13 protein-coding genes and 1 pseudogene are annotated in these 17868 nt (G+C 69.1%); 8 read left to right on the top strand and 6 right to left on the bottom strand.

The genetic code is table 11. From position 1 onward, the window contains the following. The first annotated feature begins 15 nt into the window (after positions 1–15). Positions 16–972: a GlxA family transcriptional regulator gene (locus ACN469_RS35210; protein ID WP_498775301.1), complete on the top strand. Its 957-nt coding sequence runs from the start codon at positions 16–18 to the stop codon at positions 970–972. Positions 973–1039: 67 nt separating this feature from the next. On the opposite strand, the gene ACN469_RS35205 is transcribed toward ACN469_RS35210, so the two are convergent. Continuing rightward, entirely contained in the window at positions 1040–1468 is a 429-nt protein-coding gene (locus tag ACN469_RS35205) for a PaaI family thioesterase (RefSeq protein ID WP_498775299.1), read from the bottom strand. A 144-nt stretch (positions 1469–1612) separates the two neighbouring features. Here ACN469_RS35205 and ACN469_RS35200 point away from each other — a divergent pair, with 144 nt between their 5' ends. The 4 genes from ACN469_RS35200 to ACN469_RS35185 all read left to right on the top strand — a co-directional run bounded on the left by ACN469_RS35200 (position 1613) and on the right by ACN469_RS35185 (position 4847). Beyond that, complete coding sequence (locus ACN469_RS35200; protein WP_498775297.1) at positions 1613–1891, top strand: hypothetical protein; 279 nt, start codon at positions 1613–1615, stop codon at positions 1889–1891. 263 nt (positions 1892–2154) lie between these two features. After that, entirely contained in the window at positions 2155–2808 is a 654-nt protein-coding gene (gene trhA / locus ACN469_RS35195; RefSeq protein WP_498775471.1) for a PAQR family membrane homeostasis protein TrhA, read from the top strand. A 42-nt stretch (positions 2809–2850) separates the two neighbouring features. Beyond that, positions 2851–3630, top strand: coding sequence for a bactofilin family protein (locus ACN469_RS35190; protein ID WP_498775295.1), 780 nt, complete (start codon positions 2851–2853; stop codon positions 3628–3630). Between the two features lie 41 nt (positions 3631–3671). Next, on the top strand, positions 3672–4847 hold the full coding sequence (locus ACN469_RS35185) for a 50S ribosomal protein L11 methyltransferase (protein ID WP_498775293.1): 1176 nt from the start codon (positions 3672–3674) through the stop codon (positions 4845–4847). Between the two features lie 66 nt (positions 4848–4913). Here ACN469_RS35185 and ACN469_RS35180 read toward each other — a convergent pair whose 3' ends face one another. Continuing rightward, on the bottom strand, positions 4914–5510 hold the full coding sequence (locus tag ACN469_RS35180) for an FHA domain-containing protein (protein ID WP_498775292.1): 597 nt from the start codon (positions 5508–5510) through the stop codon (positions 4914–4916). Positions 5511–5709: 199 nt separating this feature from the next. Between ACN469_RS35180 and ACN469_RS35175 the strand changes: the two genes are divergently transcribed. Next, positions 5710–9450: an RICIN domain-containing protein gene (locus ACN469_RS35175; RefSeq protein WP_498775290.1), complete on the top strand. Its 3741-nt coding sequence runs from the start codon at positions 5710–5712 to the stop codon at positions 9448–9450. A gap of 31 nt (positions 9451–9481) precedes the next feature. Here the strand turns inward: ACN469_RS35175 and ACN469_RS35170 are convergent, their stop codons facing one another. Then, positions 9482–11524, bottom strand: a complete 2043-nt coding sequence (locus ACN469_RS35170; RefSeq protein WP_498775289.1) for a sensor histidine kinase — start codon at positions 11522–11524, stop codon at positions 9482–9484. A 187-nt stretch (positions 11525–11711) separates the two neighbouring features. Between ACN469_RS35170 and ACN469_RS35165 the strand changes: the two are divergent. Together ACN469_RS35165 and ACN469_RS35160 are read left to right on the top strand one after the other, a co-directional pair. Then, positions 11712–12419 (top strand): annotated as a pseudogene (locus ACN469_RS35165) (NADPH-dependent F420 reductase); the annotation flags it as partial. Between the two features lie 167 nt (positions 12420–12586). Next, complete coding sequence (locus ACN469_RS35160; RefSeq protein WP_498763318.1) at positions 12587–13912, top strand: IS701 family transposase; 1326 nt, start codon at positions 12587–12589, stop codon at positions 13910–13912. 72 nt (positions 13913–13984) lie between these two features. Here ACN469_RS35160 and ACN469_RS35155 read toward each other — a convergent pair whose 3' ends face one another. The 3 genes from ACN469_RS35155 to ACN469_RS35145 all read right to left on the bottom strand — a co-directional run bounded on the left by ACN469_RS35155 (position 13985) and on the right by ACN469_RS35145 (position 17709). Further along, positions 13985–15835 carry a M48 family metallopeptidase gene (locus ACN469_RS35155; RefSeq protein ID WP_498775287.1) on the bottom strand — a complete coding sequence of 617 codons (1851 nt, stop codon included), beginning with the start codon at positions 15833–15835 and terminating at the stop codon, positions 13985–13987. Between the two features lie 143 nt (positions 15836–15978). After that, the gene (locus ACN469_RS35150) at positions 15979–16785 is read right to left on the bottom strand and encodes a GNAT family N-acetyltransferase (RefSeq protein WP_498775285.1); all 807 of its coding nucleotides are present in this window, start codon (positions 16783–16785) and stop codon (positions 15979–15981) included. Between the two features lie 75 nt (positions 16786–16860). Beyond that, positions 16861–17709, bottom strand: coding sequence for a helix-turn-helix domain-containing protein (locus ACN469_RS35145; protein ID WP_498775283.1), 849 nt, complete (start codon positions 17707–17709; stop codon positions 16861–16863). Positions 17710–17868: the final 159 nt, after the last annotated feature.

The following is a 17868-nucleotide window of genomic DNA, read 5'->3' as shown; positions in this document are numbered from 1 at the left end:
GCAGATTCAGACACCATGTCCTTCACCATCATCGTCATGGAAGGAGCCTTCGCCACGAGCGTCGCGGCGACACTCGACATGCTGCGGGCCGCGCGCTCCCTGGGGGCGAAGTCGCTGCGGTTCGAGGTGTGCTCGGTCGGAGGTGGGCAGGTCCCCCTCACGGAGCGCGTGAGCATCGAGACGTCGCGCCTGCGCACGATGGCCCGCGATGACGAGACGACCTGGGTCATCCCTGGACTCGGAATGACGAACGCCGCCGCCGTGCGCGCTCGCCTCGGGAGACCGGATGCCACGAAGCTCTCGAAGGCCATCGCCCGTCACGTCTCGCGCGGGGGACGTGTCGCCGCCTCGTGCACCGCCGTCTTCCTGCTGCAACAAGCGGGAGTCCTCATCGGCCGCCGAGCCACCACCACCTGGTGGCTCGCGGGCCTTCTCTCCGAACTGGAAGAGCAATGCCGGGTCGACTCGAACGCGATGGTCTGCGCGGATGGCCCCATCATCACGGCCGGGGCCGCCTTCGCGCAGACTGACCTCATGCTGCACCTGCTTCGCGAGCGCTGTGGCGCGCGACTGGTGGACCTCCTCGCGCGCACCATGCTGCTCGACGGAAGGCAGGCCCAGGCGAAGTTCATCGCACCGGAGCTGCTCGCGAACGGAGACGTGCTGATTGCGCGCATCACCTCGGAGCTGGAGGCGCGCTTCCCGAATCCTCCCGGGGTCGCCGAGCTCGCCTCACGCCTCGGCATGACGGAGCGGACCTTGTCGCGCCACGTGCGACGCGCGACAGGCCGCAGTCCCCTCGCGCTTGTCCACAGCGTCAAGGTGCGACGCGCCCAGGCGCTCCTTCAGGCGACCCACCTGAGCGTCGACGACGTCGCGGCCGAGGTCGGTTACCAGGACGCGGGCACACTTCGGCGGCTGATGAAGAAGCTCGGCGGAGGCTCGCCACGCGCGCTGCGCTCGGTGCGGTGAAACAGACCGTCCAGACAGGCGCTTCGTCGACACGCTGGCCTGGACGTCTTCACTCCGCCCGCCTGGCTCAGGAGCCCGCGCCGCCGCTCCGGTCCGCGGGTGGAATCGCGTAGGTCCCCACCGCGTGGGCCACGGGCTCCGGCAGTCCTTCGGAGTAGAGCGACACCTCGCCCACCGCCAATGTCCTCCCCAGCTTCAGCAGCTTGCACACCCCGATGATTCGCCTGTCAGCAGAGGGCTTCCGCATGAAGTTGAAGCTCAAGCTCGTCGTCACGGTGAGCGGGACGATGCCGATTTCGCCCAGAATCGCGACGTAGAGCGCCACGTCGGCGGTGGCCATCAGCACCGGGCCTGACACCGTCCCTCCGGGCCTCAGCTCCGCGACACCGACCTCATGCGCCACGGTGGCGGACTTGTCCCCGACCGCCAGAATCCGCGCCCGAGTCTGCGGAAACTCGGCGGTGATGAAGGCCTCGATTTCTTGCTGGGTCGCCATCCCCCGAGTCTGCGGGAAATACGCCGGTGAAACGTGACGAAATCACCGGAAGGGTCAGGACTCATCCGCAACCATCTCAGCCGGGGCTCGAGAGAACCATGTTAGGACCCGACCCACACCCGCGGTCCTGCATTGGAACTTCCCATGAAGCTTTCGCTTGCGGTGGTGGTGGCGCTCTCATGCCTCTCTTTGCTGGCCTGCGGTGAGCCGTCGCCGGATGTCGCGTCCGATGCCGTGCCCGAGGAGGCTGGAACGGTCTCCCAGCTCGAAGCGTGCAGCGGACTGCCCTCGTGCAGCCCCTACCACGGGCAGACCTGCTCGCCGCTCTACAGCCGCAAGCCGTGCTGCCGGGGCACCGACGTCGATGAGCTGGTGTGCTCGACCAATGGCATCACCACCGTGTTGACGTGGCAGTTCTGGTGAACCTGGGGGCCACCGTCACACGGCGGTGACGAGGGACCACCTTCCCCTACGCGGAATCGACTCGCGTTCAGGTGCGCTGGATGCGCCACTCGCTTCCGACCAGCCACCTGTGCTTCTGATGTGCCCATGTTCATCACGCACCGCGCCATGGGCTTTGCAGCATCCTCCTCACGACACGGAAGCGGTGCCCTCGCGCTGCTGGAGAAACCTGGCCTCCTCGCGCGGTCCTCCAGCGCCCGCTTCGTGGATGCCGGGGGCCTGTCCTGACCACCGAGGCCGTCGAGAAGCCGAAGCTGCGCGGCGTGCTGCACCAGTTCGCGGCCGTGGGCGCGCTCGGCGCCGGTGCGGTGCTGGTCTCCATGGCGCCCACGCTCCGGACCGCCACCGCCGCCGGGCTGTATGCCGTCAGCCTCGTCGTGCTGTTCTCGGTCAGCGCCACCTACCACCGCGTGGACTGGTCCGTGCGCGCCCGCGCCTGGATGCGGAAGATGGACCACGCCTCCATCTTCATCCTCATCGCCGGCACCTACACCCCCATCGCCCTGATTGGACTCTCCGGCGCCGCGGGCGACAGCCTGCTGCTCGCCATCTGGTGCGGCGCGCTCCTGGGCGTCGTGAAGTCACTGTTCTGGGCCCATGCCCCCAAGGTGCTCACCGCCGCCCTCGCCATCGCCGTGGGCTGGACGCTGGTGCCCTATCTCCCCGAGGTGCGCGCGGCGCTCGGCGGCGTGGAGCTGGTGCTCATCCTCCTGGGCGGCGTCGCCTATACCTCCGGGGCCCTCGCCTACGCCTTGAAACGCCCTGACTTCCGCCCCGGCGTCTTCGGTTATCACGAGCTGTTCCACGCCCTGACCATCGTCGGCGCGCTGCTCCACTTCGTCGTCGTGCTGAGGCTGGTGCGCGCCGCGGGGGCGTAGGCTCCGCATCGGGATGGGGTCCCAGTGCGGTATCGTGGAGACATGATGGGCACGAAGAAACACCTGTTCCCGAAGGCCCTGCGCTTCAGCGCGGGGACCCTCACTGAGCCGTCGGCGCTGGCGCTGCTGAAGAAGCACGCCCGTGGGAAGTTCGCGAAGTCCAGCACGCTGCGCTCCGCGAAGCGCTTCATCGAGCAGCGCGCCGCGGGCGACCGCGCCGACAGCGACATCCTCCACCATGTGGGCCGCGTCACCCTCGAAGAGCTGGTCACAGGGCGCCGGCCTCGAATCGGCCTCCTCATCGTCGAAGGCGACCTCACCGTGAAGGGGCGCTACGAGGACTCGCTCGACCCGGAGTCGGTCGTCATCGTCACCGGCTCGCTGAAGGCCCGGGACATCATCACCACCGGGTTCCTCGAAGTGCAGGGGGACCTCGTCGCCAGCCAGTCCATCCTGTTCGTCGACAACGACGCCTGCTGCGAGGTGTTCGGCGACGTCCGCGCGCCCTTCGTCTACACGAACTATCACGCGGTGAAGGTGCACGGCGGCGTGAAGGCCCGACTCGTCACCGGCGACGCGAAGCACATCAAGAGCGCCCAGCCGCACGCGTTCATCGAGGAGACGGACCCGCGCGTCCGCGACGCCCTCTCGCCCAAGCTGCTGAAGGTCTTCGCCGACGAGGTCTTCGAGGACGAAGAAGGCGAGGAGGCCGACCCCGACGCGCCGTGGATCGACGCCATCGACGTGGAGAAGCTCACGGCGTTCATCCGCCGGGGTCACCCCGCGCTGGCCCAGCCGGCCCCCAGGCGTCGAAAGAAGTGACCGCGACGGTGGGGCGCGGACGTGCTACCCCCTCGGGTCCAATGCCCCGTCCCCCCCGAACCGCCCCCCCGCCCAAGGGACCGGCCCCCGTCGCTCCCGTCGCCCCGGTCGCCCCCGCGACCCCTCTGCCTGTTGGAGCCCCGTTCACCTGGCGCTCGGAGAGCGACGAGCCCTCGCCCGCCCGGCTGCACGCGGTGAATGACCGGCTCAGCGCGGACACGGCGCTCAAGCGGGTCCGCAATGGCGAGTTCCTGCTGTACTCGGGCGACTTCCACAACGCGAAGCAGCTGCTGGGCGCGCTGGGTCGCAGGCTCGAGCGAGCGTCGAACGCCCGCACGCCGTTGGAGGCCTTCCGGGCCGAGCGCCGCGCTCGGCAACTGGAGCACGAGACGCTGTCGCGCATCGTCGTGTCGCTGGACCGCGACTACCGGCTCGCGCTCGCGCGGGCACCGGACGTGGACCTGGCGTGCCGACAGGTCTGGGGCAAGCCCGAGACGGAGTTCACCGTGGTCCCCCTCAAGCAGCTGCTCGGCATGCTCGGGGCCGCGGAGTGGCGGCGAAAGGGCCTGGCGGTGCCCGGCCTCACCGGTCTCATCCACCCGCACTACGGCGTGTACCTGCCCACGCGCACCGACTACATCGAGCTGCTGCTCTGGCTCCCCATGCTGAAGGGCCAGCGCGTGTTCGACGTGGGCACGGGGACGGGGGTCCTCTCCTTCCTCCTCCTCCAGCGAGGCGCCGCCTCCGTGCAGGCGACGGACTGTGACTCCCGCGCCGTGGCCTGCGCTCGGGAGAACGCGGAGCGGCTGGGGCTGCGCAAGTCCTTCCAGGTGAGCGAGACCGACCTGTTCCCCGAGGGGAAGGCGGACCTCGTGGTTTGCAACCCGCCCTGGATTCCCGAGCCCCCGAAGAACCGCGTGGACCGCGCGGTGTTCGACGAGGACAGCCAGTTCCTGCGGCGCTTCCTCGAGGGACTCCCCGCCGCGCTCGCCCCGGGAGGTGAAGGGGTGCTCCTCATGTCGGACCTGGCGGAGCTGCTGGGGCTGCGCCCGTCGGGCTGGCTCCAGGAGCAGTTCACCCGGTGCGGCCTGACGGTGAAGTGGAGCAAGTCGACAGCGGCACGGCACTCCAAGGCCAAGGACACCTCGGACCCGCTGCACATGGCGCGCTCGCGCGAGACGACCACGCTCTACTGCCTCACCCCCGTGACGCCGTAGTCCGTGTCCGGGCCGGGACTCGGGGTGCTCCGCCCCGGGTCCGCGAGCAGCCCCTGGGGCTCGACTTCAGTCGATGTCCACAAGGCACCCGCCCAACCCCAGCACCAGCGGCTCCCGCGCGGAGACGCGACAGCGCTGACCGGGCGTCTCCAACCGGTTCACACCGACCGTCGTCACGCCCTCCACCGCCTCGATGAAGTAGCAGGGGTGGTGACCTCCGCCCACCGTCACCTGGACCTGGCGCGCGGCCACGCCTTCCTGGTCCACGACGATGACGTTGGTGTCCGCCCGCCCCACCGTGAGCGGCTTGGACCAGACCTCGTGCCGTCCCCCCAGTCGCAGCGTGGAGAGCACCGCGCCCTCCTTCGTGCGGACGGTCACCTTCATCCGGTATTGCTCCACCCGCCAGTACACCACGGACGCATTGAACGGCCGCGCGTCTCCCCACGCCAGCGTGCCTGACCCGGGGTCCACGCGGACGGTCTCGAAGTTCTCCGGCGAGCGCAGCCAGTCGCGCAGCTGGGGAGTCAGGTCGGGGACTCGCGCGGGCTCCCACTCGAAGAGGCACGGCTTGAGGCTCGCCTCACCCTCCTGCCCGTCGCTGAAGCGCACGCGGACGACGAAGGGGGCCACACAGCGGGCTTCCAGAATCACCGCGGCCATGCTCTCACCTCTCCCGTTCGAGGATGCCCTCGCGTCAGTGCTCGAATCCTATCGTGAGGCAATCACAGAAGCGGAAGATTCCGAACAGAGCGGACCCCAGGAGAATCTCTCTCACCCATCCGAGGGATTCCCCCTACCCCGCGTTGGGGTAGTTCCCACGGGGCGAGCGCATTAGAAGACTCGTCATGAGAGTGATTCCATGAAGCGTGTCGATCCTTTCCCAGACAGGACAAGGTCCTGCCCGGCGCAGACCGCGCTGTCCCTGTTGCTCCTCCTCCTGCCTTCGCTGGCGTCGGGCGCCAACGAGGACGCCGTTGTCCATCCAACGCTGTCCTTCCACAACCGGGTCATGCAACTGGCGGGACTTCCCGACTGGAGCCGTGCGGGCTTCCGAGGAGGACAGGACCTGCCGTCCAGCGGGGACGTCACCGCGAATGCACACTGCGTCCTCACCCCCGAGGAGCTGGCGACCTACCACGGGGTGGTGCCGGATGACGGCGTCGACGACACCTCGGGGCTCCAGGCCGCCATCAACACCCTCAAGGCGAACTGCTCGCCTTCGGCGAACTTCAATGCGCTGTCATTGATTGCGCTGCCCGCGGGGCGAATCGACCTCAGCCGGCAGGTGTACGTGGACGCGGACTACCTGCTGATTCGAGGGCAGGGCTCCGGCGTCGGCGGCACGGAGCTGGTGTTCCGGCCCGACACGAACACCCGCTACGACACGCTCAGCACCGATGGAGGCCGCTGGGAGCCGCTGACGATGTCCTGGGGCACCGGAGGAGACACCGGCAAGGGCGGGTGGATATGGCCGGGCCGGGCGATGTTCCGCGTCCAGACGCGGGAGCTCGCCACGCGCTATCAGGACGAGCACGCCTCCGCGCCCGCCAACCGCAAGGACTTGTTCGAGGGCTCCATCAACCAGCACTGGGCCTCCGGCGTGAAGGTCGCGGGCAAGGCGGGGGACGCGGGCTACGCGGCGCGCGAGGGCCACCGCGTCATCCAGTTGGTGTCCAACGCGAACATGTCGCGCTTCGCCGTGGGCGGGTACCTGTGGGTGGGCGCCGCGAACAGCCGGAACTTCTACGCGCAGCAGCAGATTGGCACAGCGGGCGAGGCCCTGATGGAGGACCTGCACATGCGGCAGCAGGTGTTCCGCATCGTCGGGCTCGACACGGGGGCGAAGACGGTCACCATCGACCGGCCGCTGGAGTTCGACGTGCCCGTGGACTCCACGTCGGATGGCTCCGCGCTCATCGGCAACGAGGCGTTCGCCAGCAAGGTGACTGCGCTGCGCATGGTGGTGGGGGTGGGCTTCGAGGACTTCTCCTACACGCAGGACGTGAGTGGCCTGCCCCGGCTGGGAGGCGGCACCTACTCCCTGGCGCCAGAGAGCGCGGTCCACAACTACGGCAACCTGGCGCCCGAGTACGCCATGCACGGCATCCTGTTCAAGTGGGCGGCGGACGGCTGGGTGCGGGGCCTCAACGCGAAGATGACAGGCTCCCACCCGCTGGTGACGGAGGTGGCCCTGAACCTCCAGGTGCAGGACAACAGCTTCGACGGCGCCTGGAACAAGGGCAAGGGCGGCAATGGCTATCTGCGGGGCAGCCGGGTGTGGAATTCGCTGTATGCCTTCAACACCAGCCGCAACCTGCGGCACTTCACCTTCCAGTGGTCCTCCAGTGGCAACGTGGCCTTCCGCAACAACCTGGACTCGGACCTGAACCTGCACGGCGGCTGGGAGCGCTACAACCTCTTCGAGGGCAACCTCGTCCGGGTGCCGTACGAGCACCGCTCCGCCAGCTGCACCGCGAACTGCGGAGGTGAAGGCGGGCAGGTGGATGCCGGCACCTGGTATCCCGTGTGGTGGGCCACCGGCCCCAAGGCCATCAAGTGGGCGGGCTCCTCCGGTCCGCAGAACGTCTTCCGCAACAACACGCTCATCAAGCAGACCACGCAGGGCGGTCCGTACCTGCCCTACACGCCGTACTCCACGCCGGAGGAGACCCTCTCCGAGACGGTGTTCATGTTCGGCTCGAACCCGGCGAATCCCCGTCAGTTCCTCCACCTGTCCCAGGGCGGCGTCCCCATCGCGGATTGGACGGGGCGGGAGTCGCTGGACTACTCCCAGGCCCGGGGCGTCGCCACCGTCTCGCAGCCTGTCTTCCCGTCCCTGTTCCTGCTCAAGGACGCGCCCGTCATCCTCGTGTCCCGCGCACGCACGGGCACCGTGGCGACGTGGAACATGCAGGGCGCGGGCACGGGACAGAACGGCCCCTACGAGAGCAAGTACGTCTCCGACCTCGCGGGCCTGCTGGCGTCGAACCGGGGCGTCAACGCGGACGTCGTCGCCATCCAGGAGGCCGGGATTCCGCCTCCGAGCGTGCTCACCGCGGAGATTCAGCGCTTCGCACAGAACGACTACACCAACGCGGCGAATGCCCAGCCGGACGTGGTTCAGTACCGCCTCTTCGGCTCGCAGCTGCGGCCCCAGTCCTATCTGTATTGGTTGAACACCGACCCCAACGGCCACCGCGTCAACCTGGCCCTGGCCAGTCAGGAGGAGGCCGACGAGGTCTTCGTGGTGATGCCCCCCATCAACTGGGGAGGCCCGGTGCTGCGCCCCGCGCTGGGCATCCGGCTGGGGAACACCGTCTACTTCTCCCTCCACGCGATTTCCCCCAACGGCCCCGACGCCTCGGGGCTCATCCAGGCGATTCGCGCGCGCATGGCCGCGGCCAACGGAGGCCAGGGCTACGACTGGGTCGCGCTGGGTGACTTCAACCGCGACCCCAACAGCCTTCGCAATGCCCTGCCGCTCGGGCAGTACCACGTCCTGGACCCCTCGGGCCCCACCCAGGGCACGCCCACCCCCACCAGCACCCTGGACTACGCGGTGGGCCCCAACCACCAGGTGCCGCGCATCTTCGGGGGCGCGGTGCATGGCATCCAGAACTCGGACCACCAACCCGTGGTCTACAGCCACAACTTCCGCGCGGGAGGTGGCGCGCCCGAGGAGCCGGACGGGCCGGATGACCCGGAGCTGCCCGCCGTGGCCGTGGTGCGCAGCGCCTGGTCTGGCCGGGTCTTGGACGTCAATGGCAACTCCACCAACCACGGCGTGCCCATCATCGAGTACCCGTACCAGCACGGGCTGAACCAGCAGTGGCACCTGCGCCGCGAGGACGCGCACCCCGGCTACTACCGCCTCCAGAACGGCAACAGCCACCAGTACCTGGGGCAGCAGGGCAGCGCGGCCAACGCCATCCTCGTGCAGTGGCACGAGCGCGTGGACGACCAGCTCTGGCGCCCGGAGCTCCAGCCGGACGACTCCTACATCCTCCGCAACTTCGTCACCGGGCAGGTGATGACGTCATGGCTGGGCGGCGGCTCCCTGCACACGGTGAGTGGCCTGGACGAGTCTCCGGCGATGGCCTTCGCGCAGCGCTGGTTCCTCCAATCCCTGGCGGACGCCGATGACCAGGAGGAGATTGTCAGCCACCCGCCTCAATCCGGGACGGACCTCGTCGTGGACGTGGAGGGCGGCGGCATCCTGGAGCACACGCCCATCATCCTCTACCCGGACAACACGAGTGAGAACCAGGTCTTCGACTTCATCAAGGCGGGCAGCCTGGGCACGGACCCGTGTGGCTATCTCTTCAATGGCACGGGCTACCTCAGCGCGGACTCTCCCGTCGGCACTCCCCAGGACAACGACGTCGTCGCGTTGACGTACTACCAACCGCAGAACCTCGAAATCCTCTGGTGTGTGAGCACCGTGGGCAGCGAGGCGAACAAGCTCTACAACTTCACCGGCTCGCCCAAGGTGCCGCACAAGCTGTACCTCACGCGCGGCCCGGTGGGAGAGCAGCTCCGCGTCCGGACGGAAGTGACGAGCGACGCATCGCAGCTGTGGCGCCTGCGCGCGACGGAGTGAGCCCTGGCGCGGGGGGCTGGGACGCCTGCCCTCAGTCCCTCGCGCTCCGGCCCATCAGCCCGGGGCCTTCCTTCGCGTCCCGGGGCAGCTCGAAGCTGAACGTGGCCCCCGCGCCAGGGGCGCTCTCGACGGCAATCCTTCCGCCATGCTCCAGGATGAGCTGCTTGGAGATGTAGAGCCCGAACCCCAGGCCGCTGGACTCGCTCGCGGACGTCGCGCGCTCGAAGCGGACGAAGATGCGCTCGTGCTGGTCGGCGGGGATGCCGCGGCCTTCATCCCGGAGGCTGAACTTCACCCAGCGCCCCCGCTGCTCCAGCGTCGCGTGCACCGGCTTGCCGGGCGCGTACTTGATGGCGTTGATGATGAAGTTCGTCAGCACCTGCTCGATTCGCGCGGCGTCCAGCGGCGCCCGGAGGCCCTCCTCGAGCCGCTGCTCCAGCAGGATGCCCGCCGCCTCGAACTGGGGAGAGAAGCGGGCAAGCACCTCCCGCACCAGCTCCGACAGGTCCGTCTCCACCCGAATCACCGTCAGCTTCCCGGTGCTGATGCGCGACACGTCGAGCATGTCATTGACCAGGCGCCCCAGGCGGTCCACCTGGATGAGCGTGGTGTCGAGCAGACTCTCGAAACGCGCGGGCGAGAACGCGGAGAGGCCCTGTCGCGAGAAGACGCGCTGGGTCATCTGCGTCTGGAGCTTGAGCGTGGTCAGCGGCGTGTTGAGCTCGTGCGAGGCGACCCCGAGGAAGATGTCCCGGGCCACGATGGCCGCGCGGAGGTTGTCCGCGAGCTGCTCAATCTCCTGCTGCTCGTTGACCTGGTCCGTCACCTCGTAGATGACCGCCAGGATGCCATCCACCTTCCCGGACGCGTCCCGCTTCGCCTGATAGGTGAAGTTGATGAACATCTCCCGGGTGACCCCGTCGGCCTGCACCATGGAGGCGCGCAGCTTCGTGCCGTGGAAGCTCCGGCCCGTCTGATAGACGCCGTCGAGTATTTCGTAGAACCCCTGCCCCTCCAGCTCCGGCAGCGCCTCCCGCACGGACCGGTTCAGCAGGTGCGTGACGGGCCGCCCACCGAACAGCATGGACATGAAGGGGGCGTTCACGAAGGTGTAGACGTGGCGCGGCCCGCTGAGGATGGCGATGCCGAGCGGCGCCTGTAGCAGGAAGCTCTGGAGCTCCTGGCGCGCGCGCTGGCCCTCCTCCTCCGCCCACTTCCGCTCGCTGATGTCGAGCGACGTCCCGATGAACCGGGTGGCCCTTCCCGCCGCGTCGAAGGAGACCTGCCCCCGCGCCTCGACCCAGCGGGGCCGGGCGCCAGCCGTGGCCACCACCCGGTGCTCTTGCAGGTACTGCCCCTGCGTCTCGCCCGCGAGCGCGGCGTCGATGCTCGTGCGCACCGCTGCGACGTCGTCGGGGTGGATGCGCTCCAGGACCTGGGCGAGGCGGTACTCCGCCTGCTCCGGCAGCCCGAAGAGCGCGGTCATCCGCGCATCCGCGGTCATTGTCCCGGGGCCGACCTCCAGCTCCCAGGTGCCCGCGCCGGAGGCCTCCACGACGCGGCGCAAGCGCTCCTCGCCGCGCCGCTGGGCGCGCTCACTGAAGATGCGCCCGGTGGTCTCGGTGCAGACCACCAGCGTGCCCTGAATCCTCCCGGCCTCGTCGAAGACCGGCGAGTAGCCATAGGTCCAATAGACCTCTTCGATGCGACCGTTGCGGAAGATGGGGACGAGCTGGTCCTCGTTCCAGCTGGCCTTCCCCTCGCGCATCACGTCTTCGATTTGCGGACCGATGATGGGCCAGATTTCAGGCCACGTCTCCCGGCCAGGTCGACCCAGCGCCGCGGGGTGCTTGCCCCGGCCGAAGCTGGGCACATAGGCGTCGTTGTAGAACTGGATGAGCTCCGGTCCCCACCAGAGGAACATGGGGTGGCGGGAGTGGAGCAGGGTCTTCACCAGCGTCTGCAACGATCCGGGCCAGCGCTCCACGGGCCCCACGGGCGTAGCGGACCAGTCCAGCTCACGCATCCGGGTGGCCATCTCCCCGGTCCCGCTGAACAGCGCCTCCGCCTTCACGTATTGAACTCCCGGGTCATGCCGAGGGGCCGGGTTCTAGAGCATCCCTCCCTCGCATGAAACAACTCCGCGAGACCAGGCAAGCCCATGGGCCCTCTTCTCTAACGGGCGCGCCCGCTCGGGGGGAGTTATCACCAGGGCCGGGTAGCGGGGCCCCCGCCTCGCCGCTCCCTATCAATCGGAGTCACACATGAAGATTGGCATCATTGGCGCGGGTTACATTGGCTCGGCGCTGGCGCGGAAGTGGGTGAAGCTGGGTCATCAGGTCGTGCTCGCCAACTCGCGCGGACCGGACACGCTGCGAGAGCTGGCGGCCGAGACTGGCGCCACCGCCGGTACCGTCGAGCGGGCCGCGAAGGGTAACGAGGTGGTCGTCGTCACCATCCCCCAGCGCGCGGTGGCGGACCTGCCCAAGGACCTCTTCAAGGACGTCCCCGCCGACGTGGTCGTCATCGACACCGGCAACTACTACCCGTCCCGCGACGGCGACATCCCCGCGCTCACCTCGGCACGGACCGAGAGCACGTGGGTCGGCGACCAGCTCGGGCGGCCGGTCATCAAGGTGTTCAATAACATCTACTTCAAGTCCCTGGCGGAGAAGGGCACGCCGAAGGGCACCCCGGGGCGCGTCGCGCTGCCTGTCTCCGGCGACCCGGCGGAGGCGCGCGCCAAGGTCATGCGGCTGGTGGACGAGTTGGGGTTCGACCCGGTCGACGTGGGCGGGCTCGACGAGTCCTGGCGGCATCAGCCGGGCACGCCCGCCTACACCCAGGACTTCGACGCGCGCCAGCTGAAGGAGGCGCTCGCGAAGGCCGAGCGGAGCCGCATCCCGGAGTACCGCAAGGCCGCGGATGACGCGGTCAAGGCGTACTTCTCGGCCCAGCCCAAGGGCTGAGCCAGAACGGGTGGAGTCAGACTCGACTTTCGCCCTTTTGGGCCGGGAGGCCCAAGCAGGGGGGCGAGGGGAGAAGGGGCTGAGGGTAGGAGAAGAGCGGCCATCGAGGCCAGCTGAGAGAGGTGTCCGGCAAGACACGCCTCCACCAGCACCTTCGAGGTCTCCCGATGGCCGCCTCCCATTTGTATGCACTGTTGCGAGTCTTGCAGCTGGTTCGGCCCGCCTTCACCGAGCCCTCGTTCCTGCGCTTCCTGGTGCTGTTCGCCGGCTGGGTGTGCAGTGGCGGCACGCACGCGGTCACCGAGGCGCTGGTGGCCGCGGGTGTCTCGGGCGTGCAGCACCACGCGGCCTTCCATCGCTTCTTCTCCCGGGCTCGCTGGAGTGCGGACGAAGTGGGCCGACTCCTGCTGCTGAAGCTTTCGGCCCTGGGGCCCCTGCGACTGGTGCTCGACGACACCCTGTGCAGCCACAAAGGGCCGAAGGTGTTCGGGCTGGGCAGCCACCTGGATGCGGTGCACTCCACCCGAGGTGTGCACGTCTTCTGCTTCGGCCACGTCTGGGTGACGCTGGCGGTGCTGGTGCAGGTGCCCTTCGCTTCGCGCCCCTGGGCGCTGCCCATCCTCTTTCGGCTCTACCGCACCCAGGCCGAGTGCCAGAAGAAAGGCATTGCGCACCGCAAGAAGACGCAGCTGGGCCGAGAGCTGGTGGAGCGTGTCCTCAGCTGGCTGCCCACGGCTCCCGTGGAGCTTGCCGCAGACGAGGCCTACTCGTGCAGCACCGTGCTCAAGCAGTTGCCGCAACGGCTCGTCTTCGTCGGCGCCATGCGCCCAGACGCAGTGCTGACTCGCCCGCGCACTCACCGGTGCCGCTCGCCGAAGACGGGCCGGTGGCTGACACGCGACGTGACGGTACCCAAGCCCCAGGCCCTCGCCCGGGATGCCGCGCTCCCCTGGCAGCGGCTGACGGCCTTTCTCTACGGCCAGTCGCAGCAGGTGGACTGCAAGGAGGTGGTGGCCCGCTGGAAGAGTGCTGCCGGTGAGCGGATGCTCAAGGTCGTCGTCGTGCGGATGACGGGCGGCAGCCGCCCCCTGCGCGTCTTCTTCTGCACCGACGCCTCCCTCACGGCCCTCCAAGTAGTGGAACGGTATGCCTTCCGGTGGAGCATCGAAGTGCTTTTCCGAGACTTGAAACAGCTGCTTGGCTTCGCCGACTCGCGTGCCCGCCGCCGCCTGGCCGTGCTGCGCACCGCTCCCTTCGCGGGCTTGAGTTACACCCTGCTCGTCCTCTGGTACCTGGAGCTGGCCGCCAGCTGGCAGCAACTGAAGTTGCCTATGCGACCCTGGTACACCACCAAGGCCACTGTCAGCTTCGCGGATGTCCTGCGATTGGCTCAAGCTACCCTGGCCCGTGCCCGCTGGCACTCGCCGCGTCGACTTCGCGCCAACTTACGCGCCGCCTCCCGCGCCACGCTGCCCCAGGGGCGCGCCGCGTAGACCGCAGCGCTCGCCCCTTCGCCACAAAAGAGCGAAAGTCGAGTCAGAGGGCCGCCCGCGTCGCCGACGACGTCAGGCGGCCTGCCGTGAGCGAGCCTGGTGCTCCTTCATGGACCTGCAGCGCCCCAGGTAGTGCTCGAAGGCTCGCAACAACGCGTCCGGGTCCTTCAGCTTGCTCAAGCAGACGGAGCGCTTCTCCTTCGACCGCCCCTCCCCCGTCACCTGCAGGTCCAGGTACTTCTTGAACATGCGGTCCGCCGTGGCGGCGTGAGTCACGTCCGCGAGCAGCACGGGCGCCTCCCACTCCGGGCAGGTCACCTCGGCGAAGTCCAGCCGAGCCTCGTACCCGGCCTCCTTGCCCTCGAAGGACAGCGGCGGGAAGTGCCGCTCCACGTGCTGCCGCTCCTCGTCGTTGGACGGCACGTAGCGGTACGCGAGCACCAGGTCATGCGCCTCCGAGAAGCGCGACTCGTAGACGCCCCACAGCCGCGCCTCGATGGCCTCCGCCTCTTGAATGGTGCTCACCCAGGAGAACGTCACGGGCTCCAGCAGCACCTGCGCCATGTCCGACGGCTCCAGCCGCGCCTTCACGTTCTCCAGCCGCGCGGAGAGCGGAGGGTGGGAGTCGAAAGGATGCGGCGTCACGGACCCGTGCAGGTCCCCATGCACGGCATCCGACTGCGCGTAGTCCGCGAAGCCGAGCGCGACGCGCCGGGCGATGGCCACCGACTGCTGCCGCTCGTCGCGGGAGAAGAGGTCCGACTCCACGCGGTCCCGGAAGCCCGCGTACGCCCCCACCTTCACCAGCGAGCGGGCGATATCCCGACCGGAGGTGAGGCCCGCCGCGAGGCGGTCCGCGGCCAGCTCGCTCTCGCGCCGGCTCTTGCCCAAGGACAGCTCGAAGAGCCCGCGGTACGCCAGCATGAAGTGGTAGATGGGCCGCGTCAGGCCGCCGTCGTGCAGCGTCTGGAGGTACTGGGAGAAGTGCGCGAGCATCGGCGCCAGCCGCTTGCCGTGGCCCGTGTCCCCGCCCAGCAGGTGTCCCATCTCGTGCGCGAGCACCGCGTCTGCCTCCGACTGCTCCAGGAGGCGCAAGAGCGACAGGCTCACGTAGAGCGTCCGGCCGGAGAGCGTCTGGCCGCTGACGCGCACCTCGCTCTCCGTGACGAAGAAGTTCGCGTCGATGCCCGCGAGGATGTGGTCCGGCGGGGGCGTATCGAGCCGCGCGCACATCCGGCGCACGTGCGCCCAGAGCTCCGGGGCCTTGGACTCCTCCAGCACCTCCGCCTCCACCTCGAAGTCCATGGACGGGCGGCGGAAGATGGCGACCACGACGAAGAAGATGGCCATCGCGGCGAGGATTCCCACCACGCCGATGAGCTTGGGTGAGTAGCGATTGAACCAGAGCGCCGTCACCCAATAGGACAGCCACACCGCCAGGCCTCCTTGCCCAATCGCCTGGAGCGCGCCCGTGACGCGCAGCACGTTCCACCCCACGACGAAGCTGATGAACTGGAACGGCCGCGACACGAACGCGGCCAGGCCACACAGCAGGGCAATCACGGTGGTGACGAGCCCCAACCCCAGCAGGCTCAACGCCAGGGTGTGCAGCCAATCGAACTGCCGCGCGTCCGAGCACGCCTCACCGAGGCTGCCGCGGAAGTTCGCCAGCTCCTCGTCCGTCCCCACGCAGGCCACCGAGGCGGGAACGGCGCGGAAGAAGGCCAGCGTCTCGGCGCGCTGCTCCTCGGTGAGTTCGGCGTCCTTGGACACCTGCCCCTCGATGGCCTCGAGCACGTCCCCGTCGAAGCTCGACGTGGCGTGGCCGGTGAACCACAGGCCGAAGAGAGGAAGGGCGAAGAGCCAGAGAGCGGGCAGCACGTAGCTGCGCAGGAAGCCGGGGGCGGTCGTCGTAGGGCGCATAGGAATGGGAGCCCACAATCTTACGCACGGGTGGGCTCCCGCCCGCCATCCCAGCGTGGCTCGCACCGTGCCTGGCAACCCGGGATTTCGCGAGCTTCCTTTTGACCCCGACGACAGCGGCGACGTGCGCGCCGCGCCGTGCGCTAAGCGCCTGGAGGCCGCCGCATCATCACCACCTTGGGGTACGCGATGGAGAACCCCATGCGCTCCATGTTCCGCTGCGACGCGCTGGCGGGCAGGGTGCTGCTCGCCGCCAACGTGCACTCCTGGCGAAGGGCCCACGCCAGTCGCGCCGAAATCAACTCCTGCTGCAGCCCCCTGCCACGGAAGCGCTCACACACCCCCGTCCCCGACAGCGTCGCCACGCCGTCATGCAGGGCCACGGTGCCGCCGCCCGCCGGCTCCCCGTCCACCAGCGCGAGGAAGCAGGTGGTGCCGGGCATCGTCGCCGTGCCCAACATGAGCGAGGCCTCGGTCTCCGACACCTCCTCGCGTCCAAGGAAGGCCTGGGCCACCGTGCGCGAGAAGACCTCCGCTTCGCCAGGGCGGAGGGGACGAACGTCCGCGACCGTCGGCGGCGTGGGGTGTCCCGGCAACGCACGCACGAGCACCTGCTGGAACTCGCCCACCTGGTAGCCCCGCTGCGCCAGCCCCTGGGCCAGCGTGTGATGGGCGAAGGGCAGCAGGTCTATCTGGAGCACGCCGCCGCCCTGGCCCAGATGAGACTCCACCCGGTCCAGGTCCTCGGCGCTGACGGGCCCATCCAGTCCCAACGCGAGCGCCTGGGTGAGGGGCGAGTCCGGGCCGTTGAAGAGGGCCAGTCCCCCCGCGACCTCGAGGACACCGGAGGGCGGCGTGGCGCCGCGATTCTGCGCGGCCTGGGCCAACTCCAGGCGACGGGTGAGCTGAGCGTCCACGACCAGGCGTGACGGTGAAGAAGAAGGCTGCATGGCGCGCACCCTCATCCACGACGGGCGGCGACGTCTATCGGCTTCCGGCGCCGCTTGTCACAATCGTGCGCTCCTTCACGCCCGCCTCGCGCCCCGGAAGCGCGCGGGGGTCGCGCCATGGCGGGCACGGAACAGCGCCGTGAAGTGGCTCTGGCTGGAGAAGCCGGTGGCCTGCGCCACCTCTCCCAGCGGAAGCGCCGTGGTGGTGAGCAGCTCCCGGGCCCGCTCCAGTCGGCGCGTCAGGACGAAGCGGTGCGGCGTGCTCCCCGTCGCTCGCTTGAAGCTCCGGGCGAAGTGGGACGGACTCAGCCCCACCACGCCCGCCAGCGGCTCCAGCCCCAGCGCGCCGTCCAGGTTCGCCTCCACGAAGTCGGTGACGCGGCGAAGCTGCCAGGTCGCGAGGCCTACCGCCTTCGGTCCGCCGCGCCGCCGCTGTCCATCCAGTCGCAGCAACCGCAACCCCACCACCGTGGCCAGCGCCTCCAGCTCCAACCGGGCGGGCGTCAGGCCGTCGTGCAGCGCCTCTCCACTGGCGCGCAGCAGCTCCCGCAGCACCGGGTCTCTCAGACATGAGGACCCCACGGCCCTCAGCCCGCTCCCCGCGCCGGGCTCTCCGGAGAGCGCCGCGAGCCGCTCCGGGTGCAGGAAGAAGGAGACCACCTGTGCACCCTCAGCCCACGCGAAGGCATGGGGCAAGTCGGGGCTGACGACGCCGACCTCCTCGCACGCCACGCGCAGGTCCACCGGACGCCCGGTGGGCTGCCAGCGCCCCTGGATGGGCCGACGCACCAACGGCATGAGCAGCTGCAACTCTGGATGCTGGTGCTCCACCGTGCGCACCTGTTGGTGCCGGTAGAGGGCCACGCCCACGCCCTGCCACGCCACCGAGGCCAGGGGCTCCAGCCGCTTCGCGGGTCCTGTCACGTGACGCTCCAGCTCGAGGCGATTGGAAGCACGATGTCCACAACCCTGACTTTCAAGCGTCGACCTCCAGGGAGGACCCCAGCGTATGTCCAGATTCGTGAACACAGGGACCCAGGTTGCGCGGGGCCACCTCGCATCCCATCATCGGGCAGCGGGGAA

This window comes from Corallococcus terminator (genome assembly GCF_049194865.1).
GTDB lineage: Bacteria > Myxococcota > Myxococcia > Myxococcales > Myxococcaceae > Myxococcus > Myxococcus terminator_A.
The sequence above is the reverse complement of the archived record's forward strand: the minus strand, read 5'-3'. Positions and strand labels throughout refer to the sequence as shown.

Bases quoted from the DNA above. Each gene is read 5' to 3' on its own strand.
- ACN469_RS35155 (WP_498775287.1), bottom strand. From the start codon at position 15,835: ATGCGCCCTACGACGACCGCCCCCGGCTTCCTGCGCAGCTACGTGCTG.
- ACN469_RS35210 (WP_498775301.1), top strand. From the start codon at position 16: ATGTCCTTCACCATCATCGTCATGGAAGGAGCCTTCGCCACGAGCGTC.
- ACN469_RS35185 (WP_498775293.1), top strand. From the start codon at position 3,672: ATGCCCCGTCCCCCCCGAACCGCCCCCCCGCCCAAGGGACCGGCCCCC.
- ACN469_RS35200 (WP_498775297.1), top strand. From the start codon at position 1,613: ATGAAGCTTTCGCTTGCGGTGGTGGTGGCGCTCTCATGCCTCTCTTTG.
- ACN469_RS35205 (WP_498775299.1), bottom strand. From the start codon at position 1,468: ATGGCGACCCAGCAAGAAATCGAGGCCTTCATCACCGCCGAGTTTCCG.
- ACN469_RS35150 (WP_498775285.1), bottom strand. From the start codon at position 16,785: ATGCAGCCTTCTTCTTCACCGTCACGCCTGGTCGTGGACGCTCAGCTC.
- ACN469_RS35180 (WP_498775292.1), bottom strand. From the start codon at position 5,510: ATGGCCGCGGTGATTCTGGAAGCCCGCTGTGTGGCCCCCTTCGTCGTC.
- ACN469_RS35190 (WP_498775295.1), top strand. From the start codon at position 2,851: ATGATGGGCACGAAGAAACACCTGTTCCCGAAGGCCCTGCGCTTCAGC.
- ACN469_RS35160 (WP_498763318.1), top strand. From the start codon at position 12,587: ATGGCCGCCTCCCATTTGTATGCACTGTTGCGAGTCTTGCAGCTGGTT.
- ACN469_RS35175 (WP_498775290.1), top strand. From the start codon at position 5,710: ATGAAGCGTGTCGATCCTTTCCCAGACAGGACAAGGTCCTGCCCGGCG.